The sequence below is a fragment of the Paenibacillus sp. J22P90 genome, from assembly GCF_059692195.1.
On sequence record NZ_JCAUAY010000012.1, the window covers coordinates 118498 to 135771 of the forward strand.

Annotated in this window: 20 protein-coding genes; 18 read left to right on the forward strand and 2 right to left on the reverse strand. The window is 47.2% G+C overall.

Translation table 11 applies throughout. From position 1 onward, the window contains the following. Positions 1-22: 22 nt before the first annotated feature. The 6 genes from AC58UX_RS28760 (at position 23) to AC58UX_RS28785 (ending at position 6683) form a co-directional block, all read left to right on the forward strand. Complete coding sequence (locus AC58UX_RS28760; RefSeq protein WP_497259184.1) at positions 23-886, forward strand: fumarylacetoacetate hydrolase family protein; 864 nt, start codon at positions 23-25, stop codon at positions 884-886. A 12-nt stretch (positions 887-898) separates the two neighbouring features. Further along, positions 899-1783, forward strand: a complete 885-nt coding sequence (locus AC58UX_RS28765; protein ID WP_497259186.1) for an SMP-30/gluconolactonase/LRE family protein — start codon at positions 899-901, stop codon at positions 1781-1783. Between the two features lie 34 nt (positions 1784-1817). Further along, positions 1818-2960, forward strand: coding sequence for a glycerate kinase (locus tag AC58UX_RS28770; protein WP_497259188.1), 1143 nt, complete (start codon positions 1818-1820; stop codon positions 2958-2960). Between the two features lie 191 nt (positions 2961-3151). Beyond that, entirely contained in the window at positions 3152-4006 is an 855-nt protein-coding gene (locus AC58UX_RS28775; protein WP_497259190.1) for a DUF4846 domain-containing protein, read from the forward strand. 594 nt (positions 4007-4600) lie between these two features. Then, the gene (locus AC58UX_RS28780; protein WP_497259192.1) at positions 4601-5866 is read left to right on the forward strand and encodes a BclA C-terminal domain-containing protein; all 1266 of its coding nucleotides are present in this window, start codon (positions 4601-4603) and stop codon (positions 5864-5866) included. Positions 5867-5972: 106 nt separating this feature from the next. Further along, positions 5973-6683 carry an S-Ena type endospore appendage gene (locus tag AC58UX_RS28785; protein ID WP_497259194.1) on the forward strand — a complete coding sequence of 237 codons (711 nt, stop codon included), beginning with the start codon at positions 5973-5975 and terminating at the stop codon, positions 6681-6683. Positions 6684-6733: 50 nt separating this feature from the next. On the opposite strand, the gene AC58UX_RS28790 is transcribed toward AC58UX_RS28785, so the two are convergent. Beyond that, positions 6734-7075 carry a DUF3992 domain-containing protein gene (locus AC58UX_RS28790; RefSeq protein WP_497259196.1) on the reverse strand — a complete coding sequence of 114 codons (342 nt, stop codon included), beginning with the start codon at positions 7073-7075 and terminating at the stop codon, positions 6734-6736. Between the two features lie 31 nt (positions 7076-7106). After that, positions 7107-7481 (reverse strand): DUF3992 domain-containing protein, encoded by a 375-nt coding sequence (locus AC58UX_RS28795; RefSeq protein WP_497259198.1) that lies wholly within the window; start codon positions 7479-7481, stop codon positions 7107-7109. 199 nt (positions 7482-7680) lie between these two features. Between AC58UX_RS28795 and AC58UX_RS28800 the strand changes: the two genes are divergently transcribed. The 12 genes from AC58UX_RS28800 (at position 7681) to AC58UX_RS28855 (ending at position 17213) form a co-directional block, all read left to right on the forward strand. Continuing rightward, a complete protein-coding gene (locus tag AC58UX_RS28800) occupies positions 7681-8844 on the forward strand; it encodes a YhgE/Pip domain-containing protein (protein ID WP_497259200.1) in 1164 nt (387 codons plus the stop codon). A gap of 24 nt (positions 8845-8868) precedes the next feature. Continuing rightward, complete coding sequence (locus AC58UX_RS28805) at positions 8869-9456, forward strand: TetR/AcrR family transcriptional regulator (protein ID WP_497259202.1); 588 nt, start codon at positions 8869-8871, stop codon at positions 9454-9456. A 14-nt stretch (positions 9457-9470) separates the two neighbouring features. After that, a complete protein-coding gene (locus AC58UX_RS28810; RefSeq protein WP_497259204.1) occupies positions 9471-10466 on the forward strand; it encodes a PfkB family carbohydrate kinase in 996 nt (331 codons plus the stop codon). Positions 10467-10631: 165 nt separating this feature from the next. Then, positions 10632-11339: a CpaB family protein gene (locus AC58UX_RS28815; protein WP_497259206.1), complete on the forward strand. Its 708-nt coding sequence runs from the start codon at positions 10632-10634 to the stop codon at positions 11337-11339. A gap of 44 nt (positions 11340-11383) precedes the next feature. Beyond that, positions 11384-12637, forward strand: a complete 1254-nt coding sequence (locus AC58UX_RS28820) for a CpaE/TadZ family protein (protein ID WP_497259208.1) — start codon at positions 11384-11386, stop codon at positions 12635-12637. A gap of 5 nt (positions 12638-12642) precedes the next feature. Continuing rightward, on the forward strand, positions 12643-14106 hold the full coding sequence (locus tag AC58UX_RS28825; protein ID WP_497259210.1) for an ATPase, T2SS/T4P/T4SS family: 1464 nt from the start codon (positions 12643-12645) through the stop codon (positions 14104-14106). Positions 14107-14110: 4 nt separating this feature from the next. Next, positions 14111-15043 (forward strand): hypothetical protein, encoded by a 933-nt coding sequence (locus tag AC58UX_RS28830; protein ID WP_497259212.1) that lies wholly within the window; start codon positions 14111-14113, stop codon positions 15041-15043. Positions 15044-15057: 14 nt separating this feature from the next. Continuing rightward, positions 15058-15957 (forward strand): hypothetical protein, encoded by a 900-nt coding sequence (locus AC58UX_RS28835; RefSeq protein ID WP_497259214.1) that lies wholly within the window; start codon positions 15058-15060, stop codon positions 15955-15957. 22 nt (positions 15958-15979) lie between these two features. After that, complete coding sequence (locus AC58UX_RS28840) at positions 15980-16129, forward strand: hypothetical protein (RefSeq protein ID WP_497259216.1); 150 nt, start codon at positions 15980-15982, stop codon at positions 16127-16129. A 16-nt stretch (positions 16130-16145) separates the two neighbouring features. After that, positions 16146-16292, forward strand: coding sequence for a hypothetical protein (locus AC58UX_RS28845; protein ID WP_497259218.1), 147 nt, complete (start codon positions 16146-16148; stop codon positions 16290-16292). Then, positions 16289-16714, forward strand: a complete 426-nt coding sequence (locus AC58UX_RS28850) for a hypothetical protein (RefSeq protein WP_497259220.1) — start codon at positions 16289-16291, stop codon at positions 16712-16714. Before AC58UX_RS28845 ends, AC58UX_RS28850 begins: the two co-directional genes overlap by 4 nt. Positions 16715-16730: 16 nt before the next feature. Then, positions 16731-17213, forward strand: a complete 483-nt coding sequence (locus AC58UX_RS28855; RefSeq protein ID WP_497259222.1) for a hypothetical protein — start codon at positions 16731-16733, stop codon at positions 17211-17213. The last annotated feature ends 61 nt before the right edge of the window (positions 17214-17274 follow it).

The following is a 17274-nucleotide window of genomic DNA, read 5'->3' on the forward strand; positions in this document are numbered from 1 at the left end:
ACAAATAGAGGAGACATATAGGATGAAATTACTACAATTTTACACAAAGCAGGACCCAGATAAGTTGCAAGTCGGAGTTATAAAAGGTGAGAACACTATTCAAGCATTGAATGCATTTGGCAGTTCACGTGATGTGATTCGTGGGCTTGCTGTATCTGGTAAGAGTGCCGAAGAATACCTTGCTGATCTCGCGGAAAACGGTGCTGTTCATGCTTTGGAGGATGTTAAACTAGCTTCACCTCTGACAGACCCAGAGAAAATTATTTGTATCGGACTCAACTATCATGACCATGTCATTGAATCCAATATGCAGGTACCGAAGGTTCCTGTGCTTTTTCCAAAGTACAACAACTGTCTGACCGGACACGAAGATTTCGTTACGATCCCGAGCGAAGTCTCTCAATGTGATTACGAGGTTGAACTTGCCGTCGTCATTGGTAAAACGGCAAAAAAGGTATCCAAAGAAGAAGCGATGGATTACGTTTTCGGTTATACGGTGTTGAATGATGTCAGTGCCCGCGATATTCAGCTGAACGAACCACAATGGACGCGTGGAAAAGCTATAGACGGGTTTGCCCCAACAGGTCCGTGGATTGTTACCGCAGATGAGATTGAAAACCCAGGAAAGCTGAACATCTCCCTGACGTTGAACGGACAAGTGATGCAAAATTCGAACACGAAGGAATTAATTTTTGATGTGCCACATTTGATTTCGTTCCTTTCGAAGACGATTACGCTTCAACCGGGTGATATTATCTCTACGGGAACACCTCCGGGAGTCGGAATGGGCAAGAAACCTCAAGTATGGTTGAAGCCTGGTGATGTTGTGGAAGCGACGGTTGAGGGAATTGGTACCCTGCGCAATACGTTTGCAGCAGATAACTAAAGGATAGGTGACGTGATATTGGCTAACTCTCTTCGAGTAGTTGCAGACGTTAAAGCTTTGTTAGGCGAGGGTCCTACGTGGGACGCACAATGTGGATTGCTATATTGGGTAGATATTCTAAGCAACAATCTTTTTGTCTTGGAACCAGTTTCCGGACTGCAGCATGTGTATCACTTCGAACAAGCTTTAAGTGCTGTAGTACCCGATAAGAGCGGCGGTCTTCTAGTCGTCACAAATAAGGGCTATCATTCACTTTCGTTAGAGGATGGTATCCTGACACCTATTCATGATCCCGAGGAGCATTTGTCTAATAGTCGTTTCAACGATGGCAAATGTGATCCGCAGGGGCGGTTTTGGGCAGGCACCAAAGACCTTGATGATGCTCCGGGAGCGGGAAGCTTATATTGTTTGGATATAAACTTGGAGTGCCACAAGAAGCTGGATAACGTCACGATTTCAAACGGGCTGGCTTGGAGTCCAGATCATAAGACCATGTACTTTATCGATAGCGCGTCAGAACAAGTGAAGGCTTTTGATTATGACAATTGGGCAGGGAATATCTCTAACCCTCGCTGTGCCATTGATTTTAAATCTGTTGAGGGATGGCCAGATGGCATGACCATAGACGCTGAAGGCATGTTATGGATTGCCCATTGGAATGGGTGGCAGGTGTCCAGATGGAACCCGAATACGGGGGAATGTCTTGAAAGCATTCCAGTTCCGACAGCACTCGTCACTTCATGCGTATTCGGGGGGCCAGAGCTACGTACACTGTACATTACAACGGCCTCTTGTGGTCTTACAACGGAAGAGCTGCTTAGCCAACCTCATGCGGGGGCGCTTTTTGCTGTGGAGACCGAAGTACGTGGAGCCCAGACTTACTACTTTGGGAAATAATCGGGAAATGCTTTCCGAGCGGGAGGCTAGTTTTATGAAAATCGTGATTGCACCAGATTCGTTTAAAGGCAGCCTTAGCTCGGAAGCGGCAGCCGTGGCGATTAGAGAAGGGATTCTGCGGGCGATGCCTGAGGCAGAAACCGTCCTTATTCCTATCGCAGATGGGGGAGAAGGGACGGTGGATAGCCTTGTGCAGGCTACACAGGGCGTGAAGATTTCCGTTCCTGTGCAAGGCCCGCTGCAAGATAAGGTGACCGCCACGTATGGCATCCTCGGAGATGGTGTCACGTGTGTGATAGAAATGGCGGCGGCATCTGGATTGATCCTTGTTCCAGTGGAACAACGAAATCCCATGGAGACGACAACGTACGGTACCGGTCAATTGATTCGACATGCGCTCGATCACGGATATCGTTCCTTCATCCTTGCGCTGGGCGGCAGCGCGACGAACGATGGTGGTTGCGGCATGCTGCAAGCGCTGGGCTTACAGCTTTTGGATGAAGAAGGGCATGAGATTGGGGTTGGCGGACAAGCCTTGCCTCACATTAGGCGCATCGATGCCTCCAAGTGGGATGAGCGTATCGGAGAATCGCAATTTAAAATTGCGTCTGATGTTACGAACCCGTTCATCGGCCCACAAGGAGCATCGCACGTCTTCGGACCGCAGAAAGGTGCGACGCCGGAGATGGTTGAAGCGCTGGATGGAGCGCTCGCCCATTGGGCCGACATCATAGAAACGCATACCGGCACAGCTGTCCATCATCTGCCGGGGGCAGGTGCAGCGGGTGGGCTTGGCGGTGCGTTTCAAGCGTTTTTTCCCTCGAGCACGAAACGCGGTATCGATGTGGTGATCGAGATGTCCAAGCTTGAAGAGCATCTGCAGGATGCGAATCTTGTATTTACCGGCGAAGGGCAGACGGATGCCCAGACCGCTTCCGGCAAAGCGCCGATGGGGATTGCCCAGGCTGCGGGGCAGCATGGCATTTCAGTCATCGTCCTATCAGGCGCAGTCGGACAAGGGATTGAGAAGCTATATGAATATGGCATGACGAGTATTCATAGTATCGCGGACGGACCGATATCGCTTCAGGAGGCGATGAGTCGAACTTCCGAGCTGTTAGCTCAGAAGGCAGAGCAAGTCATGCGTACTTTTATGGCTGGGAGAAGGAAAGCTTAATGTACTTAAAGATACCTAGCGTCTAGGCACTATTATTATGGTGCATGGATTAGGGGTATCTTTTTTATTGTATAAAAAGAATGAAAAAGGCTATTATTTGATGATATAAACTATTATAAGGCTCACATCGTCTAATGAATGTTAATAACTTCCAAGTGAACGGAGTGCTGCTAGTGTTGGGCAAAAAAGGTATGCTTACATGTTTATCCCTTGCATTTGTGCTTGTTGCCTGTCAAGGAAATGGACCGGAGGTCGGCGATTCTCCTGTGGCCGCAAAGCGGTTGAAAGCTGATTTGATTCAACCAAATGGGACAAATGTGGCAGAACGCATTGCTGTGCCTAAAGGTTTTGAACGGATACCTGTTGAGACCGGATCATATGAAGCCTATTTACGTCAGATTCCGCTTAAGCCTCATGGCTCGAAGGTTCATTTATTTAACGGTGAGTTAAAGGCGAAAGAGGTTTACGAAGCGGTATTGGATGTGGATGTTGGGGAGCGGGATCTCCAGCAATGTGCAGATTCGGTTATGAGACTGCGGGCGGAATATTTATACGGTAAGGGATGGTATGACAAGATACATTTCAACTTTACGAATGGCTTCAAAGCTGATTATGCTACGTGGACGAAAGGAAATCGGATTGAGGTTTCAGGGAATAAGGTTTCCTGGGTGAAACGCGGAGTCAGCTCCAATAGCTATGAGGGCTTTCGCAGCTATCTGAACATGGTGTTTGCGTATGCAGGCACGCTGTCCTTGGCCAAGGAGATGGAGCATGTATCTCTATCAGAGATGCGACCCGGAGATATTTTCCTCGAAGGCGGATCACCAGGACATGCGATTGTAATCCTGGATATGGCCCAAAATCCCAAAAACGGCGAGAAGTTGTTTCTCTTAGCTCAGGGATATACGCCTGCACAAGAGATGCACATTTTGCAGAACCCTGCTAATGGTAAGGGGAATCCCTGGTACAGTATCTCCTTCGGTGATACATTGCACACTCCGGAGTGGAAATTTACGAATGAGCAGCTGTACCGATTCGATAGTTGAGATCTAGTGAAAGCGAAGGGCCTTTAGGATAAACTCCTAAGGGCCTTTTTTGATATAAAAGTCAGAATTTATACCCTTATTTAATTGCGCCCAGCTTGGGTTAAGGCGTGAGGCGAGGCGCCGCTTCTGGCACAGGCATCAGCACTAGCCACTTCGTATCCTGGCCAAGAGAATAACTGGATTTTCTACAGGTAATTCTAGCGAAAACACGGTATTTCTCAAAATAAATGGATTTCCTCCCGTTATTTCAGGCTGATTTCGCTAAACGGATCATTTGTGAGCAAAATTAGATGTAGAAAATCCAGTTAAACTCCCCAAAAGCTAGTTTTCCACGAAAATAGATGTAGTAAATCCAGTTAATCCCCAAAAGCTACCTAGCCTGGGAACACAAAAGAGTTCCAACTTAGGTAGTGCTACTTTTCACATGACTTGATAAAGGCTCCCGCCAAAGAAGGAACGCGTAGCTGTTTATTTCGTATTGGGTACATTTTATCCAAGGGGAGACATGCGTACAAGCATATTAAGCTGATAATCATTTACTAGTAATAGAGTTGTTTGAAGCAAGGAAGGTTTGCCTTAGGGAGGGTATGATTCGTGAACTATTGTGGTCCTGGAGATGATGATGACTTTCGAGCAAGCTCACATAGACATTGTTCATGTTCAATGCCTTTAAGCTGCTGCGACACTTGCGTGTGTCCAACGGGTCCGACAGGGCCAACCGGGGCGACGGGAGCGACCGGCGAAACAGGAGCAACGGGAGCGACCGGCGAAACTGGAGCAACAGGAGCAACAGGAGCAACTGGAGCGACCGGCGAAACTGGAGCAATTGGAGCAACTGGAGCAACTGGGGCGACCGGCGAAACTGGAGCAATTGGAGCAACTGGAGCAACTGGGGCAACTGGAGTAACTGGGGCTACCGGAGCAACTGGGGCAACTGGAGTAACCGGAGTAACTGGAGCAACTGGAGCGACTGGGGCTACTGGAGCAACCGGCGAAACAGGAGCAACTGGAGCAACTGGAGCAACTGGAGCAACTGGGGCAACTGGGGCAACTGGGGCAACTGGAGTAACTGGAGTAACTGGAGTAACCGGAGTAACTGGAGCAACTGGGGTAACTGGGGCAACCGGAGTAACTGGAGCTACTGGAGTAACTGGAGCAACGGGAGCGACCGGAGCAACTGGGGCAACTGGAGTAACCGGAGTAACTGGAGCAACTGGAGCAACTGGAGCAACGGGTGTAACTGGAGCAACCGGAGTAACTGGAGCTACTGGAGTAACTGGAGCAACGGGAGCGACCGGAGCGACCGGTGTAATTGGTCCAACGGGTCCAACGGGTCCAACTGGTGCCACAGGTGCAACCGGTTCGACGGGGCCGAGTTTTGGGTCGACGGGATTTTCAGCATTCCTATCTACGCTATCCGTTGCAACAAGTACGCAGCTAACGAACTGGTCGACGGCTAGCCCCTATTATGGACATGTGAACTTTAATGCAGTTACCGGCAACTTCACAGTACCGACAACCGGAAGGTATACGATACTGGCGACGATTAACTACGCCACGACTGCAGCTGTCAGCGTGAGCCTGGGCGCTGGGGTCAATCCGTTTTTTGCCGTGCAGCGAACTTCTCCTTCTGCCGTTAACTTGGTGAGCGGTTATCTACCTATTTTAAACGTTAACGTAGTATTAGTTCTATCGTTGCGCGCAGTATTGGGAACCGGTGAAATTACATTGGCCGGGGACGTTTCGTTGACGGCTGGCGATGTTGTCGGCTTATTTTATAATGCAGCTGGATTAATCATTACGATCAATATAGGCAATAGCTCGACTGGAGTTGTGTGGTCGATGCATCAGATTGCATAGTCTATTATTGAAATAAATCAGAAACATGTATAACCATTGAAGGAGAACAAACATCTAATATAAGTATGTAGGGGAAATCGGCATATCGAAGGGAGGAGGAGGGGCGGTGATCAAGAAGAAAGGCAGCGCGAGGAAAAAGTTTGTAGAGCTGACCATCGTTCATAAGACATCGTCTTCCTTCCTATCCTTAAATAAAGGGAGTGTCAATCAGCCGAAGCAGAAAAAGCGGCGTTATCGCCGATTAATGATGAAGATCACCAATCTGGTTCCCGCTTATTCTCGCAGCCGATATCCAACCAAAAAATCCAAGCCTGAATGGAACCTAAATCCTAAACCGAATCTTAAGCTCAAGCTAATAGGTAAGCCGTCAGTGGTAAAGCCTTACCCACCAACTAAACCATACCCGCCGCCTAAGCCCCGTCCATCACCGAAGCACCACCATTGCCATCCTTTACCCCCGCCAGCTCCGCTGACAACGATCAATAAAGAATGCTGCGGCAATATCCTTCTTCAAGGCACTCAGCCTGGTTTTCGAATATGGGAGATGGATGTGGATTCGAAGATTGAAGTGGCTCAGATCAGTATATTTTCAAGCTCGAGCAGCACCGAGGCTATAGAGGTTGACATTGAGACTGATGACGCAGAGAACAAACGACTGAGCGTTCCTCCCGGCAGTACGATCAATTTTATAGGCCAAGGTGTAAAAGCAATTGACATCTCTTCCCTGCACGACGAGATGAGTTATGTAGAAGGCAAGTACGCCATCTCCACGACAATTCAACTCCAATCCGAGCATCCCTGCTGCGATCATGAATAAGGTGGTTTCTCACGGTTAAGTGAAAAACCACCTATATTGCAGCGTACATTTTACATGCTGTATCGCACAGTTATGCAAAATTCCCCGGTTGCCGCTGCAGTTGAGGTAATATTAATCGTATCAAACCGCCCGACAGTAAATGAGGAGCTGCCTCCTGGCGGCACCGAAATCGCGGTCATAACGGGAGTTGCCGAACGGAGAAAAGAAACCGTAATGGCAGCGGTCCCCGTTTCATTCTTAACGTATCCAGTGCCGCTAATCAGAGTTGCCATATTATCGGTGTAAACAGTGGTTGTACCTGCTGCAGGCAGCAGCCAGTTCGTACATACTTTATCCTGCACGTATGTTTTTTCTGAACAACAACTAAGAGATGATGTGTTACAAGAGCACATTATGAGTACCTCCTTTAGATATCAGATGGCATTACTGAATCGAATAACGGGTAGTGATACAGAATTCGCCCTGATATAAACCGGCGTCTGTTCCATCCAGTGTTAACTGGATTGTGGCGAAGCGTTGGTAAGTAAAAGCCAGACTTGTTCCAGGTTCAATGGAAATGGGCGCTGTTAAGATGGAAGCACCCGCGCTGTTCAATACATCCAATGTAATCGCAGCAGGTCCCACATCGAATTTCACATATCCTGTGCCTACAAGGTTTGGATTAATATTATTCGTATAAACGACAATGTCTACATCCGTGGCAACTACTGTGCCAGTCCATGGTGCACATACTTTATCCTGTACGAAATTTTTCTCTGAGCAGCAAGTTAAAGCAGCAGCCGAATTATCGCATGCCATAGGTAAGAAAACCTCCGTTTCTTAGTTTCTAAACTATTTAATGCAGGCAATTACCCGAACGCTTGGACATCTGCCTGAACGAGGAATATTTAATACACTATCTCCACCACTGTGGCTTATTTGACATCTATCTACCCTTGCCTTATTATTTAAACAAACGTTTAATTAAAATGATTGTTTAATGAACAGGAGTGGTCACATGAGAGAGGCAATAGCAACATTTTTAAAACCTGCGACAACAAAAGTAGGAATTATCACAGCGATTACGTTCCAGTTGCTGTTTAGTATCATATGGATGACAGGATATTCGGGAGTATCGGATAATACGAACCATTTGAAGATTGCGATCGTCAATGAAGATCAGGCTATGGGAGGCAAAATCGTTCAAAGCCTGCAAAGTAATCTGCCTTTTAAGACGGAAGTGATCGCTTCAAATGAGGAAGCTCAAAGCAAGCTAAATCTGCGCGAAGTGCAGTTGGTTATGCACATTTCGTCGGATTTTTCGAAAAAGCTGCAAACCCCAGGACAAACAGCACCGATCGCTTATACGATCAATGAGTCGAATCCGTCCATGACGAAGTCGATCATGCAGGCTGTGGCGGGGAACATTACCGCAACGGTGAACAAAGAGGCAGTGGCAGCAGGAGCATCGGCTGTACTGACGCAGATGAATCCACAGCTTCCGGCAGAGCAAGCGACTCAGATTGCACAAGGGCTGGCAAGCAAAGTGAGTTCAGACATTCAAAGCACGAATAAAGTCAAGGATATGCCGAATCAAATGCTGCCGATGATGCTTGTGCTTGCCTCCATTGTGGGCACAATGATTATGGGAATGAACTTCAGCGTTTCTACTAATCTAATAGGTACTTCTCTGTCTAAAATGCAAAAAATGGCCGCTCGTATCGGAATAACCGTGATTGCCGCGGTAGTCGTTGGACTCATTAGTGCTATTATGGTCGTTTCATTGGGGGGCCAAGTAGATAAAGGCTTCGTTGCGCTTTGGGGCTTCGAATCGTTGTTCTTATTAACGTTTGCTTTGGTTGCCCAAATGTTTTTGACATTGTTTGGGAACGCGGGTATGCTTTTTAACATCGCGATGTTATCGTTGCAATTGGTCTCTTCTGGTGCGATTGTACCAAGAGAGCTTCTGTCAAATTTCTATCATTCGATTAGTAACTTCTTCCCGGCGACTTATGCAGTAAATGGATTGATGAATATCTTGTTCGGTGGGCCTGGTGTAGGACAAGAAGTTGGCTTTTTGCTTTTGATTGCCGCGGTGGCGCTTGTCTTGGATATTGTAGTTGTGGTTGTCAAAAAGGCAAAAGCAGCACCGTCCGCAGGACGTGTTCAATCCAACGCTTAACTATGATTTAGGAGGGCGCTAGGCATGGTTCAACAAGAGTTAGATATGAAAATGAAAATTGTGCTGGCAGCGAAAAAGCTGTTCGCCAAACATGGATATGATGCAACTAGCGTTCGTCAAATATGTGAGGAGGCCGGGGCCAATGTGGCTCTGGTTTCCTATTATTTTGGTGGAAAAGAGAGCGTTTTCCATGAAATATTCAAACAGTTTTTCCCTTCAGAGAAATTAGCTGAATTTTTTAATGTTGAAGATCCGTATGCAGGTATCCAAATGGTCATTAGGGAAGTTGTAAAGATCCGAACGGCGGATCCGGAGATGATTAGCCTTATTCAAATGGAGATTATCGCGATCACTCCGCGTGTGGAAAAAATAAGGGAGCTTGTTTTTCCGCTATGGAAAAAAGTTCGTGAATTATTGGACAAGGGAAGTCAAGATGGCTTGTATGAGTTCGAATCGTTGGACAGCACGCTTATGTTTGTGTTAGGCGCGATGTTTTTCTATAAGCAGAGGGAGTTTTTCGAACCGTTGTTTACGGAAGAACGGCCAGATATGGACAAACTGATTGAGCAAACGACGGCTTTTATCATGCGCGCACTCGGATATAAACAATAGAGGGGATGTTGGGGATGGGCAAAATAACGGAAACAACGCAACCGACGAAGACCATGATCGTCTGCTTAGGTGAGCTGTTGATTGATTTTGTGCCGGAGGCGAATGGCCAAGATTTGGCCGACGTAGGGAAGTTTGGGCGGGCCGCAGGCGGAGCGCCGGCCAATGTAGCTGCGGCGGTCGCCAAACTAGGCGGCGACGCAAGGTTTATCGGCAAAATCGGCCGGGACCCCTTCGGCGATTACTTAGTTCGCACGCTGCAGGACGTTGGCGTGCAGACGGCGGTGCTCCAGACCGATGAGGCGAAGACCGGTCTGGCTTTTGTTTCGCTGCGCGCGGATGGTGAGCGCGATTTCTTGTTTTTCCGCGACCCGGCGGCGGACATGCTGCTGCGCGCTGACGAAGTCGAGCCGCAGTGGCTCGAAGACGCCGCGGTCTATCACTTCGGCTCGGTATCGCTGATCGCCGAGCCTTGCCGTTCCGCCACGCTCGACGCTGCGCGGCGAGCGAGAGCATACGGCGCATTGGTGTCGTACGACCCCAATGTGCGGCTAGCCCTGTGGCCGAGCGCGGATGCTGCTCGGACTGAGATCCTTGCGCAGCTAGGGCTTGCGGATGTGGTCAAGGTCAGCGAGGAGGAAATTGAATTCCTCCTCGGCGTGGACGCGACCACAGGTGCGCAGCAGCTGCTGCAGGCCGGTCCCAAGGTGATCATTATCACCTTGGGGGCGCAGGGCTGCCGCGTCGTGACCGCGCGGCAGGATGTCGTGATCCCCGGCGTGCCTGTGGCAGCCGTGGACACGACTGGCGCCGGCGACAGCTTCGTCGGCGGGATGCTCTTTCAATTGGCGTCGCTGGGCGTGACGCCAGCCAACATCGTAGCTGCGCTAGCGGAGCCTGGCGCAGCTGAGCGTGTGTTTGCCTTCGCTAATCGCGTCGGCGCGATTACAACGACGCGCAGGGGAGCGATACCTGCGCTGCCAACACTTGCAGAAGTTCAAGAGCGGACCTAGCATTTTTTTGTAAATACATGTTGAAAAATGGAAGTTAATGTGATAATTTAATTATATTGTTTCGAACTTATGAATATAGTTTGATTTGCGAAGAACGCAAATTTCGGAGAGTGATTTTCCGAGGTTTGCGTTTTTTTGTTGTTTCCACGGAGAGGAGGTGATCGATTGAATCGCAGGAGAAGCCTGCTGATTAGTGTGGTTGCTGCAGTGCTGGCGGGGTTGCTCGTGTACGGGGTGTATGTGCTGCAAGTGAATCAGGTGGAACTGCAGCAGACGGTTCAGGTTGTGGTTCCGAAGGATTTTATTCGCGCAGGTCAATTCATTCGTGAGGATATGGTCGAGTTCAGGGCGATCCAGAAAGGGAGTTATACCATAGGTATGTTGACTAAATTTGCTGATGTTGTTGGTCAGGAATCGATGATTCCGTTAGGTAGGCACGAGCCTATTCTGAAATGGAAAGTGAATCGATATCATCTCTTGCCGAATGAGCAGCAGGCGACTTTTCAAATTCCGAAAGAGTATTTGCTTACCGTTTCCAATGGGATCCGCGCCGGAGACCGAGTTCGCATGTATGTGTCTGGGATGGATGGCAGCTCGCGCAGGCTTTTTGATAACAAGGAAATTACGGTTGCATCTGTTAAATCCTCCGCTAATGTAGAGATTGATAATCCGAAGAATTCCAATCTGCTATCCAAAGTTGAGGGCGATGAACAGAAGATGTACACCTCAAGGCTGGAAGCCAATGGCTCCATTGATCAGATTAATTTGAATTTGACGGAGCAGGAATGGCTCCAGATCGATCAACTCTGCTCCTCGAAAAAAGCCAAGCTGGTGATAGCCTTTAGCTCGACGTCGATTCTTGCTGACGAGTAGAAGGGTAGTGAAATTTAGATTTGTTGAAAGAGAGGTGAACCTATTTGCAAATCGGTCTAGTGTCGAAGGATCAGCGTTTGATCGATGAGATTACGAATGTTGTGTATGCGAAACCGTTTGGGTGGCGAATATTTTCGGAGGTAAATGATTTACAGCCTAAATGTATGGATCCGTTATACTCACACTTGATTATTTCGGATCGGGATTTATCGTATGGGGAGCTGGAGGAGTTTCTCGAAACCATACAGGGGCATGATTCAGGGCTGAAAGTGATCGTGTTACTCTCGAATTATCATGATGTTTCGATCAATGAGAAGTATGTGAAAATGTGCAAAATGATGAAGCTGGACTACATCCTTCCGGGTCGCAGTACTGCTGTGATCGCGAACGAAATTCGCGCATGGGTTGATGGGGCGGGTGGTCGTCAATCGAATCAGGGACCTCCTGGGAAATTAATTACATTCGTTGGTTCTACACCGAATATCGGTACGACGCTAGCCTCTTTTGGCGTGGCTTGTATGTTAGCCATGGAGACTTCGAAGAAGGTAGGTTACCTGTGTTTGAACCTCAAAAGTTCCAAGCTTCATCGGTATTTGGGGCGTGAAGAGCACTTTTTTACGTTGGATGGATTGAGAGCGGAGCTTAAGGCACAAAGTCTGACACCTGAACGATTGCTTCATGTTTGTGATAAGCCGAAAGAGGTGCATGGCCTATATATTTTATATGGGAATATGCTTCGTGAGCAGGCAGAGTTTTTTACGCCATCGGAAATTATTCATTTATTGCGGGTGGCTCGTGGCGCTTTTGACATTTGTATCATAGAAGTGAGCGCATATTGGGATAATGCGGCTACGGTTAGTGGCCTGCTTGAAGCAGACAGTAAAATCGTTGTCACGACGGGAGATATTGCGCATTTTCAGGAGGATTTCTCGAAGTGGATTAGGCAGGTTGGGTCAGTATTTGGTTTACAGCCGCATGCGTTCGAGCTTATGGCGGTGCAAACGGATCGACACGCGAAGCAAAGTGAATTCACGATCAAGGATATTCGCAAAGAAACGCAGCTACATTTAATTGGACATGTCAGCAGACATGGGGATGCGCTTGCTCGCTGCAACCAAGGGAAGCTGATGGAGCTATTAAACGCATCGCATCCGATGCATCATGAGGTGAAGGCTGTGGCACGGAAATTTGCTGATTTTTATCATCTGCCTCAGAGGAAGAGTGTGCGACAGGAGACCTGGTTTCAAAAGCTTATCGCCGGCAAACGCGCGGTCAGTGAAATTCATATCAGGAGGTAAAAGGAGTGAGTGGGAAAAGATTTTCGATGATTACCTACATGCATGAACGTAGGACGGAGGAGGATTCACATACTGCAGAATTAAACGATTCCAAAGATGGGGCCAGCGAATCTGAGGTGCGTACAAGCGGTATGGGTCAGGATCACGCTAGAGAGAAAGCTATTTTTCAGCAATGGGTCCAGGAAATTCGCAGTGAGCTTGTTGCCTTGAAAGGCAGATCAGAGAGTGAAAAGCAGCTATATAACGAGACGCTGAATCGCGCGATTTTGGGCTATGAAGAGGATCGTGGGAAGCTGCTGGCGATTATTCATGATCTCGTGTCGAAAAGAAGACTTTCCGACATTCCACCTCGAGCTAGTGGGTATACGACATTGCCGGAAGCGATTTTTGCCGAAATCATCGGATTAAATGTATTAGAACTCGTCCTTAAACAGAAGGAAGGCTTAGAAGAGATTCAGGTTGTGGGAAAGAAGATTTTTGAGGTGCGAGGCGGTATAGCCACTCCTTCTCTTTACGAGCTTCCATCCATACGTGAATTAGAGCGAATTCAACAAAATTTGGTGTTATTCAACCATGATACCCTCAATCCGAGAAAGCGTTGGGCAGAGGTTGTTCTTCAGGATGGTTCACGTGTAACGATGACGGGCTTCGGATTTACAGCAGAGCCGACTTTAACGATACGATTTTACACGGTAAAAATATTTGATTTAGCCTCGCTTTCTTCACCTGATTTTGCCACGATGGATACCCGTATGGCGTTGTTACTGCGCTGTTTTATCCACACCTACTTCAATATGGTCGTCATTGGACCGACAAACTCCGGAAAGACCAACTTAATTAAAGCGATCATCGCGGAAATGAACGATAATGAGCGAATTATTACGATTGAATCACGGTTTGAATTGAATTTAAAACGGGATTTCCCACACAAAAATATCGTCGAATACGAAATAGACGAGGAGGACCCGAGACATTCGGGTTTGCAGGCTTTTAAACTGGCGTTAAGGCAGTCTCCGAAGCGCATATGTCACGCTGAAATACGGGATGAAGATGCTAATTTGTATGTTCGCGCCTGTACGCGTGGGCATGAGGGCAGTTTGACGACGGTTCATGTGAGTGAACTGGAGGATGTACCGGATGCGATTGCAGACATGTGCATGCTGGATGGCAGAGGGATGGATTCGAAGCGTTTGACGAAACGCATTACTGAATTTGTGACACATATCGGGATAGAAATGCAGGTTGTTCACGGTAAAAGAAAGATTGTACGAATCGTCGAATACCGCTATGAAAATGAATGCGTTTTCGTCACGAATCTAGCTCTTTATGACAACTCGACAGACAAATGGACATTTCCCGGGAAATTGTCGCTTCATGCATCGCAAAAAGTAAGAAAGGCCGACCAAGGGAGTTATGCGCTGTTGATCGAGCACGGATTTATCGAAAATAGAGGGAAGGAGGCGATGTAGAGGGGTGATTTTCGCCAAATATGTCTTTCTCTTGTTGCTGTTTTTGCTCGTGTATGTGGTATTTCAAATGCTTTTAGAGCTGACTATCCGACAACGCAAGGCCCGGTTCAGATTGCACTATGTAAAAAATGCTACGGTTAGCGCGAGATTAAGTGCTTATTTGGAGACATTGGGTTGGATATATAAGCATATGAAAGAGTTGCTGGAATCCGTCGAATCGAAATTTACCTTACGAGCGATGCTGACGATTAGTCTTTTTGGGTTGTTAACCGGTTTGTTAGCAGGGGTTTTATTTTTTCAATCGTTAAAAGGAGCCCTCATCATTACATTGATCGGTGCTTCGCTGCCCTATTTGCTGCTGCGTGTGAATCTGGTAAGCGTCAGGTTGCGAACGAGACTGGAGTTTCTTCCGGCTGTCGAAGTCTTTTACCAATATTACATGATGGATCCTAATCAAAATATGAAGATCGCGCTGAAGTATTGCCTTGAAGAAAATCGAATTCTGTATCCGATTAAGCCTGTTTTCGAGCAGTTGTATCGTCATTTAATGACGCAAAGGGATACAGAAGAGAGCTTGCGAATTTTCTCCCTGGCACTTGGTCATATGTGGGCGGACTATTTTACAGGGATTATACGAGTTGCCTTGAAAGAAGGTAGCTTCGTCGGAGACAGCTTGAAGGAACTCATTACGGATATGCGGAAAGCGCAGCGTTTTGACCAGATGGAAAGAAATCGATTGCTGGAAATTCGGATTGCCAATTTTACGCCAATTGGATTCATGGCTTTATTCATGTGGATTAACTTTAAAGTGAATGCAGACAATGCTTATTTGTATTATGTGATCGACCCTGCAGGTCGGGATATGATTTTGGATGCACTTCTCTTGATATTTGTATCGTTTTTGATGGGGATCTACTTATCCATGCGAAGAATGTGAGGAGGTGATTGCGCTTGGTTATTGTTAATACCCAGCTGCTTATGCTGCAGTACGTGACGCGTTTGGTCTTATTTATTCTTTGTATGTTGATGATCTATCACGGTCTTAGGCTCATACCTGGGCGTAAGAGAAGATGGCGATCACTTCATGTGAAAAGCACGTTAAAAGAGGCAGAAATCCCCTCATGGCTATATAAAATGCTGGGCATGAGCACGAAAACAGTAGAGGCGAAGCGCCAATTGTTGTTGGGGTGTGGCATATGGATGAATGCAAATCTGTATGAGGGGGTGAGAAGGCTGCTTTTAGGTTTTGCGCTTGCCATTGGGGGTCTAGCGTATGCGGCTTTCCAGCGTCCGTGGCTTGTCTTGCATATGCAACCTGTGTATGTTCTCGTTGGTGCTGTTGTGGCGTCGATTTTTTTGATGTGGGATGGCAAGGTGCTTGCTCAGCTGAAAGAAAAGCGAACACAGCGCATCGTGCGTGATATTTATGCGATTAGTCGACAGTTGTTGTACTACAATGAGTCGAAATTGAATCTGCATGATAAATTATCTCTATGTGTTGGTCAGACGACATCAATTCGTCCGCATGTTCAGCTACTGCTGAATGAATGGTATCAGGGAGCGGAAGAGGCGATTGCTTATTTTAAAAGGAGACTTGGAACTGAGGAAGCCCACAGCTTTGGCGAGACGCTGAATGCGCTCAGGTTGAACGAGCATGGAGGCTATTATGAGCTGCTGAAGCAGCGCATTCAGGATTATAAAGAGAAAATGGAATTGATTCGCGACAGCAAGAAGGAAACGGTATCTTATGTGCTTTTTGTGCTGGCGGGATTGCCAATTTTGAATACATTTCGGGTGTTTATGTACCCTTGGATTGCTGAAGGGCAGCGATTATTTGATGCTATTAATTAATACGCGATAGGAGAGCGGGATTATGAGAAATATTTTAGTAACGGTGATGATGCTGATTGTGGTTGCGTTGTTATTTACTTCGATTATTAATGATGGATCAACGGGGATGCGACGGAATATTGGCACGCATGGCACGACGGCCAATACGAATATTACAGCACTTCAACCATAGATATGGCAGGTAAAGCATGAAGTCTATTCTAATAACGGTGCTGCTGCTGATTGTTGTTATTGGCATTTATTCCGAAGTTGTAGGGGGAAGCACCGGGACTCGCAGGCAGGTTAGTGATAGCGGGGCTAGAATTAACGGGTCGATCGAGCGAATTAATCCATGAAGCAGATTTTGGTGTTTATTCTTTTTGCTACTTTACTCTGTTGGTTCATGTTCGCACCGGTGTATAAGCATATTATCATTGTTAGGCAGGCTGTGCTGCAAAAGGAAGTCGATTATTTACTCGAGGTCGGTGCCAATGGAAGCCATGGATATATTAATGAAGCGATGATTCAGGAGTCCAGAAATCGCTTGGGAGAAAGAGGCTTCGAAGCTGGCGAGCTTGAGTACGTAGTAGATACCACCACTGGTGTTGGCGGCATGGATGCGAACGCACCTGTATGGCGAGGAACGGGCTTGCGGTTAACGATGACGTATCCGTATCAGCGGCTTTTTGTGATTGATCAGCTTGTCGGGATCACGGTTCCTACTGAATCAGATCGCATGGGCGCAACAGGTATGAAAATGAGTGAATATGTGCCATGAGAGTTGAGGGATTGGCGTGTATAAACTGCTTTTAATGATGTTAATGAGCGTGTTGTTTATGTCGCTATATGCGCTTCAAACCGACGAGGAGTTGGCGATGCATACGGTGTTTCAAGGAAAGCATGCACTGAACAATGCCGTACATGCGGCTGCTCAGCAAAGTGATGGGGCGAAACTCGCACAAGGAATTTACTCGATTGATGAGGCAAAAGCAAGAGAAGCTGCAATGGCCTATTTGCAGGCAAATTTACGATTAGATGCAGATAATAAGCCGCTGCCGGATACTTTTTTGCAGAGTATGGTGGTTGTTGAATTGTTTAAGGTTGTGAATGAAGAGGAATTATTTCCCTATACGTATAGGGATGATGCGCATGATTACACAGTCACGCTTGAACGACCTGGGGTAATTATGTTTATTCGGTTAGCGTTCCCGCGAACGTATACGGTTTTGCAGCCGATTACGTGGACGATCAAGTCATCTGCGGAAATGGTGTTTTGAAGATTGGGTGATGGGCTATGGTTTAGTACTGAAGAGCACAAAAGAGTGTGAAAGAGTACGG

Coding starts and splice junctions, on each gene's coding strand:
- AC58UX_RS28790 (WP_497259196.1), bottom strand. CDS start 7,075: ATGTGCTCTTGTAACACATCATCTCTTAGTTGTTGTTCAGAAAAAACA.
- AC58UX_RS28795 (WP_497259198.1), bottom strand. CDS start 7,481: ATGGCATGCGATAATTCGGCTGCTGCTTTAACTTGCTGCTCAGAGAAA.
- AC58UX_RS28810 (WP_497259204.1), top strand. CDS start 9,471: ATGGGCAAAATAACGGAAACAACGCAACCGACGAAGACCATGATCGTC.
- AC58UX_RS28800 (WP_497259200.1), top strand. CDS start 7,681: ATGAGAGAGGCAATAGCAACATTTTTAAAACCTGCGACAACAAAAGTA.
- AC58UX_RS28760 (WP_497259184.1), top strand. CDS start 23: ATGAAATTACTACAATTTTACACAAAGCAGGACCCAGATAAGTTGCAA.
- AC58UX_RS28775 (WP_497259190.1), top strand. CDS start 3,152: ATGCTTACATGTTTATCCCTTGCATTTGTGCTTGTTGCCTGTCAAGGA.
- AC58UX_RS28840 (WP_497259216.1), top strand. CDS start 15,980: ATGAGAAATATTTTAGTAACGGTGATGATGCTGATTGTGGTTGCGTTG.
- AC58UX_RS28805 (WP_497259202.1), top strand. CDS start 8,869: ATGGTTCAACAAGAGTTAGATATGAAAATGAAAATTGTGCTGGCAGCG.
- AC58UX_RS28845 (WP_497259218.1), top strand. CDS start 16,146: ATGAAGTCTATTCTAATAACGGTGCTGCTGCTGATTGTTGTTATTGGC.
- AC58UX_RS28770 (WP_497259188.1), top strand. CDS start 1,818: ATGAAAATCGTGATTGCACCAGATTCGTTTAAAGGCAGCCTTAGCTCG.
- AC58UX_RS28850 (WP_497259220.1), top strand. CDS start 16,289: ATGAAGCAGATTTTGGTGTTTATTCTTTTTGCTACTTTACTCTGTTGG.